General features: G+C 50.0%; 5 protein-coding genes. All 5 read left to right on the top strand.

All coding sequences use genetic code 11. The features are described 5' to 3' along the window. Nucleotides 1-17: 17 nt before the first annotated feature. The 5 genes from F0220_RS05490 (at nt 18) to F0220_RS05510 (ending at nt 11,929) form a co-directional block, all read left to right on the top strand. Complete coding sequence (locus tag F0220_RS05490; protein ID WP_149846343.1) at nt 18-2,387, top strand: DUF4962 domain-containing protein; 2,370 nt, start codon at nt 18-20, stop codon at nt 2,385-2,387. Between the two features lie 360 nt (nt 2,388-2,747). Then, nucleotides 2,748-4,298: an extracellular solute-binding protein gene (locus F0220_RS05495; RefSeq protein WP_149846344.1), complete on the top strand. Its 1,551-nt coding sequence runs from the start codon at nt 2,748-2,750 to the stop codon at nt 4,296-4,298. Between the two features lie 53 nt (nt 4,299-4,351). Next, nucleotides 4,352-8,785 carry an alpha/beta hydrolase fold domain-containing protein gene (locus F0220_RS05500; protein WP_223199855.1) on the top strand — a complete coding sequence of 1,478 codons (4,434 nt, stop codon included), beginning with the start codon at nt 4,352-4,354 and terminating at the stop codon, nt 8,783-8,785. A 340-nt stretch (nt 8,786-9,125) separates the two neighbouring features. Then, nucleotides 9,126-11,084 (top strand): CotH kinase family protein, encoded by a 1,959-nt coding sequence (locus tag F0220_RS05505; protein ID WP_149846345.1) that lies wholly within the window; start codon nt 9,126-9,128, stop codon nt 11,082-11,084. 200 nt (nt 11,085-11,284) lie between these two features. Beyond that, nucleotides 11,285-11,929, top strand: coding sequence for a Vat family streptogramin A O-acetyltransferase (locus F0220_RS05510; protein ID WP_149846346.1), 645 nt, complete (start codon nt 11,285-11,287; stop codon nt 11,927-11,929). Nucleotides 11,930-12,150: the final 221 nt, after the last annotated feature.

Genomic DNA, 12,150 nt, shown 5'->3' on the forward strand with positions numbered 1-12,150 from the left:
AAGGAGGGAACGATACGATGGAAGTGAAACGGAAGCTTGCAGAAAGACTGTTGTACCAACCTATTAGCGGGCCGTTCCATGTGGACTATGCACCTGATGAACATACCATTCTGGCAGAGAATCCGCCAAGGTTTACCTGGATGGCGGCACAACAGGAGGATGAGAATGCCTATCTGCTGCAAGTATCGGCGAGCCCTTTTTTTCAGGAAGAAGAGACGATGACCTTCACGCCGCTCCCGTATAATTTTTTCACCCCTGACCGGGTGTTTGATCCTGGAGAGTATTATTGGCGATATGCGCTGCTTGTGGATCATCCAGTGCAGCAAGGAAGCGAAGCCGAAACGGATGCCGTGCAGGAGAAACAGCAGGAAATGTCATCATGGAGTGAGGTGAGGCGGTTTATGGTCCCAGTGGGATTACCGGAGACACCTCTACCTTCCCGGGCACAGCGATACGTTTCCACAGACACGTCTCACCCACGGCTGTGGCTCGGAGAGGATGAGCTAAAGGCACTTGCTGATGGCATTGCGTCAGATGCTACATATTGCGGCTGGAATGTATTTATGGAAAAATCCGTGGAGCCGTGGGCCAATCGTGAGCCAATTCGTGAACCGCAGCCTTACCCGGAGAACAAACGTGTCGCTTCGCTCTGGAGGCAAATGTATATTGACTGTCAGGAAGTGTTATATGCGATTCGTCATCTGAGTATCGCTGGACGGGTGCTTCGAGACGAACGGCTGCTTGAAGCGGCGAAAATCTGGCTGTTGCATGTGGCGGCTTGGGATACGGAGGGAACGACCTCCCGCGATTATAACGATGAGGCGGCCTTTCGGGTCGCAGCGGCGCTTGCTTGGGGCTATGATTGGTTGCATGATGAGTTGAACAGTGAAGAGCAAGATGTGGTAAGGCGCAGTTTGCTGCGGCGGACAGAACAGGTAGCCCAGCATGTGATGGTCCGCTCGAAGATTCATCATGTACCCTATGACAGCCATGCGGTGCGTTCATTGTCCTCAGTACTTGTGCCCTGCTGTATGGCCTTGTTGCATGAGGAGCAGCAGGCTGCAGAGTGGCTGGATTATGCAATCGATTATTATGCCTGTCTGTATTCCCCTTGGGGTGGCAGTGATGGGGGATGGGCCGAAGGCCCGATGTATTGGACAACAGGCATGGCCTATGTGACCGAAGCGATGAATCTGCTGCGAAACTATGCGGGTATCGACTTCTTCCGTCGACCATTCTTCCAGCGTACCGGGGATTTTCCGTTCTACGTCTACCCGCCTGATGCACGGCGCGCCAGCTTTGGAGATCAGTCTACGCTGGGTGATCCGGTAAATTTGAAAACAGGCTATCTTGTGCGCCAACTGGCAGGTGTTACAGGCAACCGCTGGTACCAGTGGTACTTTGAGCGTGTACGCCAATCCGATCCGGGGACAGAGGGAGCCTTTTATAACTACGGCTGGTGGGACTTTAACTTTGACGACTTAGTTTACCGCCACGATTATCCGCAGGTGGAGGAAGCATTGCCAGTGGATATCGAGCCGCTTAAGTGGTTCCGGGATGTGGGCTGGGTAGCGATGCATCACCGGATGGACGATCCGGATGAGCATGTCATGTTGCTGCTCAAGTCGAGCCGTTACGGCTCTATCAGCCACAGTCATGCGGATCAGAACAGCTTTACCCTGCATGCATTCGGTGAGCCGCTTGCGGCGGATACGGGCTATTATATCGCGCATGGAAGTTCCTTTCACCGGGAATGGCGCAGGCAGACACGTTCCAAAAACAACCTGCTGATTGGCGGAGCAGGTCAGTATGCCGAGAACAACAAGGTACTGAATATGGCGGCAACCGGGAAGATCGAAGATGCCTATTGGCGGGATGGCGATGGCTATGTGCGCGCATTGGCGACCGATGCCTATGCCAGCACCGTACCCCATGTGAAGCGTGTTGTACGGGAGATACATTTTCTGCAATCCTCCTACTTCGTCATTGTGGACCACATTGATCTGGAGAAGCCGGACAGCGTTCAATGGCTGTTCCATGCACTACACCCGCTACAGCTGAAAGGGCAGAGTTTCCGTCTGAACGGGAATAAGGCGGGGCTTGAGGGAACATTTGTATATGCTTCCTCCGGTGAGCTGTCGCTCAGCCAGACAGATCAATTTGCAGAGGTGGACCCCTCAGAGTACGAAGGGCTGGATAGGCATTATCATCTAAGCGCGGAAACGCGGCCTGCCACAAGTCATACCATTGTAACGCTGCTTGTGCCGTATAAGATCGATGAGCCCAAGTATGTCCCTTATTTCATCGATGACCAGGATCACGGCATTCATCTTTATTTTACCGACAATGGTGTAACAAAGAAGATCGAGGTATCCAAGACGTACTAGTTAAGATGAACTGAATATTTACACAAGAACGAAGAGTGCAGAACCCATCAGAAGAAGCGAAGCGTTCGCCTTTATCCCCGGATTTTCCCCTCCGAAAAGGGAATCGAAAAAATCTGGGGATAACAGCGATCGGAAGAGGGTACTGCAATCGCAGTGGCTGAGTGTAAAGTTTGTACGTTCAATTTATATAGTGCTATATGAATGGATGTGGTTGAACGCTGAGTGCTGACCTAAAGAAAACGCAATCTCATCTAAAACATCCCCATTGTTGCAGGCGGTGGGGATGTTTTACCATCTATATGAAAGCGCTTCACCAACGAGTGGTACCTAAATCTAAATCAGGATGAAAAGAGGGGTAGCATGAAAAAGTGGATGGTCACAGGCATGGCGCTAATGCTGGCGGCAACCGTCATGGCGGGATGCAGCACTGGAAGCGGGGCGAAATCCGGTGAGAATGGGGGAGACGGCAAGACGAGGTTCTCCATGTCACTGCGAACGCTGGCGTATACGTATGTGGAGAAGTCGCCCGACATCAACCAGGATAAATGGGTGAAAAAGCTGGAGGATCTGACCAGTACCGATCTCAAAATTGTCCTGGTGCCCCATAAGGAATATGAGCAGAAAATGGTCCAGATGTTTGCCACCAATGATATTCCTGATGTGGTGCAGGGTGATGGCGGCGTCAACGGCAAGGAGATGGCCGGCTCGGTCGAAGCTGGAGTATTTCAGCCGCTGGATGAGTTGTTGCAGCAGTATGGGCAAGATTTGCTGAAAGCCGTGCCGAAGGAAGCCTGGGACCAGGTTACCCATGACGGCCAGATCTATGCCATCCCCGAATATTTATCCAATCCCTCACGCCGGGCAACCTGGATTCGCAAGGATCTGCTGGATCAAACCGGATTGCCGGTGCCTACCACGGTGGAGGAGACAATGGAAGTGCTGCGCGCCTTTAAAAAGCTTGGCGTGGAGAATCCATATATGGGGCGTGAGGATTTCAAATATGCGGATACCTTCTTTGGTGCCTATGATGTGCAGCAGTTCCTGTCCATGATGGAGCAGCAGGGTGACCAGATTGTACCCAAGTTCATGGATAACGAGAATATGCAGCAAGCCCTGACGGTCTATAAGACGATGTACGAGGAAGGGCTAATTAACAAAGAGTTTGCGACCATCAACTCCACCGTATTCAAAAATACGATTCTCTCTGGAAAAGCGGGCATGTGGTCCATGAATGCCAACGAACTGATCCAATGGGAGAAGCAGATTAAAGCGTCGGTTCCCGATGCCAAAATCGAGATTATCCCTTCTCCTGTCGGCCCGGACGGAAAAGGCGGTTATTATCTGTACGGTCCGGTGACGCGTGCTTACTTTATTAATAAGGATGCGGCTGATCCGGCTTCCATTATCCGTTTCTTTAACTGGATGGTGTCCGACGAAGCGGAGAAGTTTTTCACGTACGGCACGGAAGGAGAAACCTACACAGATGATAATGGCGTGATTTCGTACACCGCTCCAACGGATTCCGCTGGCGTGGACGAAGAGCGTTACCGTCAATCCTTCTTATGGTTCGTACAGGACACAACATACAACAAAGGCTCCCTATCCCTTACTGAAGAAGGCAGAAAGCTGATGAATATTTATGATACGGTTTTAGCCAAAGAAGGTCGGGATGGCATCAACTTTGATCCGCGGTTGGAGGCCTTTGTACAGAATCCGGAGATTGCTCCCAATTCGGATACACCTCCTCAGGTATTGCTTACTCACATGATCAAGATGGTTTATGGCAAGGAGCCGATCTCCGATTGGCCGAAGGTAGTTGAGGAATGGAAATCCAAAGGTGGAGATCAAGCCATCAAGGAAGCCACAGAGAAGTTCAAGAACGGTGAAGGCGTGTCGGCACCGCGTCGCTAGAATTGTGCGGTATAAGCAATGATTACCATGAACAATAGGATGTCCTGCTCACCGTGCGGAAGAAACAAGTCAACAAGAAGCAGCAGCTCTGGAGAACGGACAGATCGCAAAGGTATAACGTCAGAAGATTGGACTACCGTGCGGAGGGGATACAAGTGAATAAATTGTTCAAAACGTGGAAAAAGCGCGTTGTCCTTGTTGCCATGTCTATGATTCTCATTAACGGCACCATCGTTCCCGTGCATGAAGTTCGGGCGATGGAAGATGCTGTTCCTAGCTCTATTCTCAAACCTACACAGGAAGAAAGAGAAAATCACCCGGAACCGGAGGGCCCGGAGCTGGAGATTTACGCGGAAAACTTTGATGACCCGGATAATTTTGGCTCTACAGGCGGAATTGCATTGAGAGCTCCCTGGCTCCAGGAAGGGGGAGGAGGAAGCAAGGCCAAGACGTCATCTTCCACAACTGCTCCCTCGCTGCCCAATATGATCAAGATGGACGGAACCGATGCGCTTGCACTGCCTCTAAACTTGACTGGATACGGAAATATACGGCTGAGCTACTACACGCGTGCTTCCTCCTATATAAGTGGAAGTGTGATTATCGAATGGTCGAAGGACGATGGCGCATCATGGACGACGCTGGAGACGTTCGAACTTCCCCCAGGCACTCCAGACATGAAGAACAAGGAAGGCAATACGCTAAAAAGCTGGACGCTGGGTTCGGAAGCGAACAATAATAGCACGGTTAAAATTAGATTTCGGACAGGAGATGCCATGCAGGCCAACATGTATATCGACAATGTTGCCATTTACGGTCAGGCTATTCCCGGAATAACGCCTGCCCCCTCCCCAGTGCCGCCTGGAGAAGGGAATACTGAATTTACGCCACCCCAAGGAGTGACTTTGTACGAGGATGTGGAGATCGGCATGGCTGGTGGGCGGGCGATGTATTCATCCATTGCCGTTCCCGAGACAGCGGCAGCTGAACCGATGCCAGTCATGGTCTATATCCATGGAGGTGGATGGAATCACGGGGACCGGAAGCAGGCACTGAACTCCATATGCAATTATGTACTCAAACGTGGTTACATCGGTGTATCTCTGGACTACCGGCTGACACCGGAGGCGCCTTTCCCTGCCCAGATTCAGGATGTCAAACTTGCTATCCGATATTTGCGGGCCCATGCCGCCCAGTACAATCTGGACCCAAGTCGTATCGGCGTCTGGGGATCATCTGCGGGCGGTCACCTGGCCGCATTACTCGGGACCACGGGGGACTTGGTCGCTGGTGATCCCGTCGTGCTTGATACAGGAGTCACGGCAGAGGTACCAGATCTCGAAGGTTCTGGCGGATGGCCTGAATATTCCGACAAAGTGCAGGCGGTTGCCGACTGGTACGGACCCGCTGATTTTACGACGACATTTGCCAATAATTATAGCTCGGTCACGGCTCTGCTTGGCGGTCATCGCGCATTGGATGTACCGGAACAGGCCAGACTTGCCATGCCGGGCTCCTATGCTTCACCGGATGATCCACCGTTCTGGATACGGCACGGTGATGCTGACGGTACCATTCCCTATACCGACAGTGTTACCTTCGCGGGACAGCTTCAATCTGCGGGTGTGCCGATTGTGGATATGAAAGTCGTACCCGGTCAGGGACATGGATTTACAGGGGCGGCTTCCGAGACTGCGAATGCAGAGGCATGGGCCTTCCTGGATGAACATGTGAAGAACCGGATCGTTACGGAGCCAATAATTTTCAAAAGCAATCCCGAAAACACTTCGCCTGGAGATGAAGAAGTGGATGAAGAAAAACCGTTGATTGAAAAGGTCATCGCCAGTAAGCTGCCAAGCGACGATGCGGCGATTGACAGCAGCAAGCCTGACCTGAATTTCAATCAGGCCACGGGCTCCAGCACCGGATTACTAAGCATCTCTTCCACTTCATCGACCAAGAAATATGTGTACTTCAAATTTGATATGACTGGAAATGAGCCGGAAGGAGATCGGTATCGATTGCGGATTGCCGCCAAGAAAGGCACATCAAATATCGATACCAAGTTGTCTCTGTACGGTTTGAATGAAACAGACTGGAGCGAATCATCGTTAACCTGGTCGAATGCTCCGGTCCAAAGTCTGAGCGAAGGTTCATTGCTGGGCACTTTCCAGGTTACGGCAGATCGGAATGGAAGCCCGGCCGTCTATGAAGTGGATGTAACCGATGTTGTGAAGAGTCGTCCAGATGCGGGGCAGGTTGCATTTTTGCTTGCGGATGCGGAATCAACGGGTGTTTCCGTGAACGTATACACCAAGGAAGCGAACGGAACGAGCAATCCGCGTCCACAGTTAGCAGTCATCTCACTGATTGAAGATGGAAGTGACACACAGCCACCCGAATGGGAGCAGGGGGCTGAGCTTGAGATTCGCAACTGGGGGACGGATTTTGCGGAACTGAGATGGCCAGCGGCCAGCGATGATACGGCTGTATCTGCCTATCGGATCTATCGGGATGGAGTTTTGCTGGCTGAACAAGATAAACAATCAGCTCGTGACAGCGAACTTACAAGTGGAACATCGTACACGTTTCAAGTGAGGGCAATTGATGAGGCCGGGAATATCAGCAGTCCTTTATTAACCGATATGATCACCCTTGCGGTTCCGGTATCGTCCCTGCCTGTGGCTTCCGTCACGGCAAGTGGCAGCGACGGCAACCTGGCGACCAATACTCTCGACAATAACAGCTATACACGCTGGTCTGTTGCCGGAGAGGGGCAATGGATTACATTTGATCTGGGGCAGACGCAGACAGTGGGTTATGTTGGGATTGGTTTTTACAAAGGGGATGTCCGAAAGACCTTTTTTGAGATGGAATCGTCTGTTGACGGTGAGCAGTGGACCCAGGTATTCAACGGCGAAAGCAGTGGGGATACAACCGAAATGCAGGCATTTGATATCCCAGACACTTCTGTACGTTATGTACGGATCACCGGGCATGGCAATTCCGATGCAAGTATTTACACAAGTCTGACCGATGTGCATCTGTATGCCCCTTTTGCAGGGGGACGGACACCTGTGGCTCTGATCCCATACATCGTTCCACAACCACCTGAAGGGACGATGCCCTTTATCGCCCCAGGTCTGACGGAAACAGATGGCACACCACATGTTGTCCATGCTCCACATGCCGTGACCGGACGTACAATTGATGTACGCGAATATGGAGCAGATCCTGCCGACAACACGAGTGATGACCGACCAGCAATACAGGCCGCCATTGATGAGGCTAACGAGGGTGATGAAGTGTTCTTACCCAATGGAGTGTACAATTTGTTATCCGGGCCGGATGGAACCACCAACCTGATACTCAAATCCGGGGTGAATCTGAGAGGGGAGAGCCGTGAAGAAACCGTGCTCCTGACTTCGCTGGATCAGGTGACGAGCAGTGCCGTTCTGAAGGCATCGGCTCAGCACAGCATTCTCGTATCCAACATGACCCTAACTTCGTCCTGGTCCGGCAGCTACACGACTGATCATCAATCCAATAATCCCTCCGCAGGGGGGCCGGATAGTCTGATTCATATTGCCAATTATGGCGAGGTACCATCGTATGACATTACGATTGACGGCGTAATTGTGGAAAAGTTCAAACGAATGGCTATCCGAATTGAGCACAGCCGCGATGTTGTTGTGAAGCATGCAACCTTCCGCAATGCAACAGATCTGGGCCCTGGAGGTTCAGGTTACGGAATTTCGATTCAGGGAACGGCCAAGACCGATCGACGCGGCTTTGACAATGATACGTTATGGAATGTGGTGGAGGACAGTACATTTGAAGGTCCTTATCTCAGACATGGAGCACTGATTCAGTTTGTGGCTCACAATAACGTGTTACGCGGCAATACATTTAATGGAACCAAGCTGGATGCCATCGATCTTCATGGTGAACTTGAGTATTTAAATGAAATCTCCGGCAATGTCATTATGGATGTGCTGACAGGTGCAGGGATTGGGCTTGGCAATACAGGGGGTTCAGCGCCCAGCAACCACAGCAAGTCTGGCAATGGGAACTACATTCATGACAACACAATCAAGAACAGTCGAATCGGTATTTCGGTGATGATGGGTACCCCCGATACTCTAATTGAGGATAATCTCATCGAGAATACAACCACGATTGCAGATGCGGCTGGAATCAAAGTATTGAATGGACCGGGTACGGTGATTCGAGGCAATGTGATTCGTAACAATACTGCCAGTGGATACTGGGGCGTACGGCTTGAGCGCGACAAAGGCGATGCTGGAGCTGGCAATATTGGCGAAGGGAATCCCGAGAATGTGTTGATTGAAAATAACCGAATCGAAGGGAATGCGAATGGAATCGGACTGTTTGCCGGAGTCGGTATTCTGCTAAAGGCTAACATTCTAAACAATGTGAATGAGGACTACTACCAAGCAGAAGGAGTGACCGTTATCGAATTATAAAGGATCAGAATAAGTAGCCTGGCAGGTATCTATATAAGTTGAAGCTCAATTTTACACCTAAACGGAGAGTGCAGAACCAATTTGAAGAAGCGTAGCGTTCGCCTTTATCTCCGGATTTTCCCCTTAAACAAAGGGAATGATGAAAATCTGGGGATAAGAGCGATCGGAAAATGGTACTGCAATCGGAGTGATAAGGTGTAACATTTATAGTTCAACTTATGTAGCCTGATGGGCTACTTTTTGTTGTGGTCGTTATTTAAGATTCACTAAAGGTTCGTCCCCTACCATGGTTACATAAGCCTCAGTTGCTTAATAGAAACCAAGAGGGAGGATTCATCATTTGAATATACTATTACGAAAATTTGCAGTAACGGCATTGTCCGTGACGATGGTAACGTCATCTTTTGGCCTGATGGCATGTCCAAATGCGGCATTTGCCGCAGAGAGCACAGCGACAACCGCGAGTGCAAACGTAACGCAAGCGTATGAACCGTTGTTCCAGACGGACAACGTGATTGATGTGAATGTAACGATTGATGATGCAGACTGGAAGAGTATGCTCGAAAGTCCGCTGGATAAGGATTACAAGAATGTGAGTGTGGAAGTGGACGGCAACAAGCTGGACAACGTCGGTTTCTCCACTAAGGGGAACCTGACCCTGAAAGTCGTGGCCTCGATGGAGGATTCGGATCGATACAGCTTCAGACTGAAGTTTGATAAATATGACAAAACACAAACCCTGCTCGGACTGGACAAAATGGTGCTGAATAACAACTATGCTGATCCATCGTACATGCGTGAAGTTCTTCACTATGAGGCGCTGCGCAGCATTGGCATGGATGTACCGATGACAAACTACGTCAATCTGTATGTTAATGGCGAACTGGTCGGTTTCTATACCGGGGTTGAAGCCGTAGATGACAGTTACTTGGAGCGCAACTACGGTGAGGATTACGAAGAAGGCGTCCTCTACGATACGGATGAGAAGAGTTATCTTCAATATGAAGAGGGCAGTGACTACAGCACAATTACCAAAGATTTGGGTACGGATAAAGACAAAGCCAAACTCAAAACTTTTATCCAAACGCTGAACGAGATGCCAGAAGGTGAAAAAGGCGATATTGAAAGTGTGCTGGACGTGGATTCGGCGCTTCAATATATTGCAGGCAACATGGTTTTTGGCAACTATGACAGCTATAACGGCGACAAAGGGCACAACTACATGCTCTACAGTGATGCCGATGGCAAGTTCACCGTTGTTCCTTGGGACTTCAACATGTCTTTCAACGGGTACTCGGGTGGAGGCGGACGTGGCACAACGACCGGATCAACCACGACCAACACCAACGCGACAAACGTATCTGTGGACGAGCCGGTACTAGGCATTAACATGGAAAATGTACCGATGATTAACAACCTGCTTGCTGTGCCGGAGTATAAGGAAAAATATTTGGGCTACGTCAATGAACTGACGGACTATATGGAAGGCATTCAGAATCGTATTACTGACGTTGCCGATGAGATTCGTCCTTATGTGGAAGCAGATCCAACGAAATTTTATACGACAGAACAGTTTGAATCCAACATCGCTTATTCTGCAAATGCAGATGCGGCAGGTGGTATGGGCGGTACACCACCAGCAGGATTTGAAGGCATGACCCCACCTGAAGGTTTTGAAGGAATGACACCTCCAACTCAGCCGGGTGCTACAACTGGAAACGGTACAACAGATGCAACAACGGGTACAGGCAATACTCAGACACGCCCTGGTGGTAACTTTGGCGGCGGTGGGGGAGGAGGCATGGGGTCTATGGCAGCCGGATCACTGACGACATTTGCACTGAACCGTCTTGCGAATCTGCAAGAGCAACTTGGACGTGAAGTAACGCCTTTGCCTGAGACTTCGGAAGAGACAGGTTCGAATACCACATCCGGAACAGCCGACAAAACCATTACCGTAACACTCGATGGTAAATCGATCACATTCCCGGATCAGGACCCACTGCAGCAAAGTGGCCGAGTGATGGTGCCAGTGAACGCAATCCTCGAAGCAATGGGTGCAGAAGTGACTTGGGACAAAACGGCGAAGACGGTAACAGCGGTTCTGAATGACCAGACCCTTGTGCTCAAGATCGGAAGCAGCACCGCAACCGTAAATGGAGAGACACTCGAAATTGATGCACCAGCGATCATTCAAAACAGTCGCACACTCGTGCCTGTACGCTTCATCTCTGAAGGACTGGGACTTACCGTGAACTGGGATCAAACCGCTGCACAAGTAAGCCTTACATCCAAATAAGAAATATCACCTGCAGATCAACGTTGTTGTATGGAGAATAAGAAAAGGGATTCGGTGGTCAGATCGAATCCCTTTTTGTTCTGCTTTTCAGGTTAGACGGAGCGAACATCCAGCAAAATCCGGCCTCGTCCATGTCAGACTTCACTTCGTCCGTTTAAGATATAATATCTGTTACAATAGGGAAAAGGAGGGACTGCAATATGGCTCCTGATAAAACAAAACTTTTCCCCAATGAGAATATCCGCACCGTATGTTACATTCAAAACCTGCCACCACGTTCCAACGTGGACATTGGTGATTATACGTATTATAGCGATAACACCAATCCGCCAGAGCAATTCTATGATCGGATACAACATCATTATGACTTTATTGGTGATCGCCTGGTTATTGGCAAGTTCTGTGCAATTGCGGAAGGTGTGACATTCATTATGAATGGCGCTAATCATCGGATGGAGGGCATGACGACGTATCCGTTCAACATTTTTGGTGGAGGATGGGAGCGTGTGACACCTACACTGGAACAACTTCCATATAAGGGTGACACGGTACTGGGGAACGATGTATGGCTTGGACAAAATGTAACGATCATGCCTGGTATCACGATTGGAGACGGGGCAATCGTTGCCTCCAATTCAACCGTTGTTAAGGACATTGAACCCTATACGATTGTTGGTGGTAATCCAGCCAAGACTGTTAAAAAGCGTTTTGACGAAGCGACGATTGCACTGCTGCTGGAATTGAAGTGGTGGGATCAGGATGAGGAATGGCTGGATGCGCATTTGGAATGTCTTGTCTCTACATATGATCTCCAGATCTTGCGCGAACTTTTGAACAGCAAATAGGATGGTAGTGCATAAAAGATAAAAAAAGCTGGTTCCTGACAGAGCTGGCTTCCAGCCAAATCAGGCCCTGGACCGTTTTGAGCGGATCAGGGCCTCTTGTTGTCCAAGATGAAATGTTAATTTAGCGGGTGGGTGGTCGTAGGGTACAATCAGACTTTGCTAGTGAGGGCTTTGAATGAGTATGAGCTTCTGCATGATCCGTGTTTGTCTGTTTGCCTGAA

This window comes from Paenibacillus sp. 37, from assembly GCF_008386395.1.
Classification (GTDB): Bacteria; Bacillota; Bacilli; order Paenibacillales; family Paenibacillaceae; genus Paenibacillus; species Paenibacillus amylolyticus_B.

Bases quoted from the DNA above. Each gene is read 5' to 3' on its own strand.
- F0220_RS05510 (WP_149846346.1), top strand. From the start codon at position 11,285: ATGGCTCCTGATAAAACAAAACTTTTCCCCAATGAGAATATCCGCACC.
- F0220_RS05490 (WP_149846343.1), top strand. From the start codon at position 18: ATGGAAGTGAAACGGAAGCTTGCAGAAAGACTGTTGTACCAACCTATT.
- F0220_RS05495 (WP_149846344.1), top strand. From the start codon at position 2,748: ATGAAAAAGTGGATGGTCACAGGCATGGCGCTAATGCTGGCGGCAACC.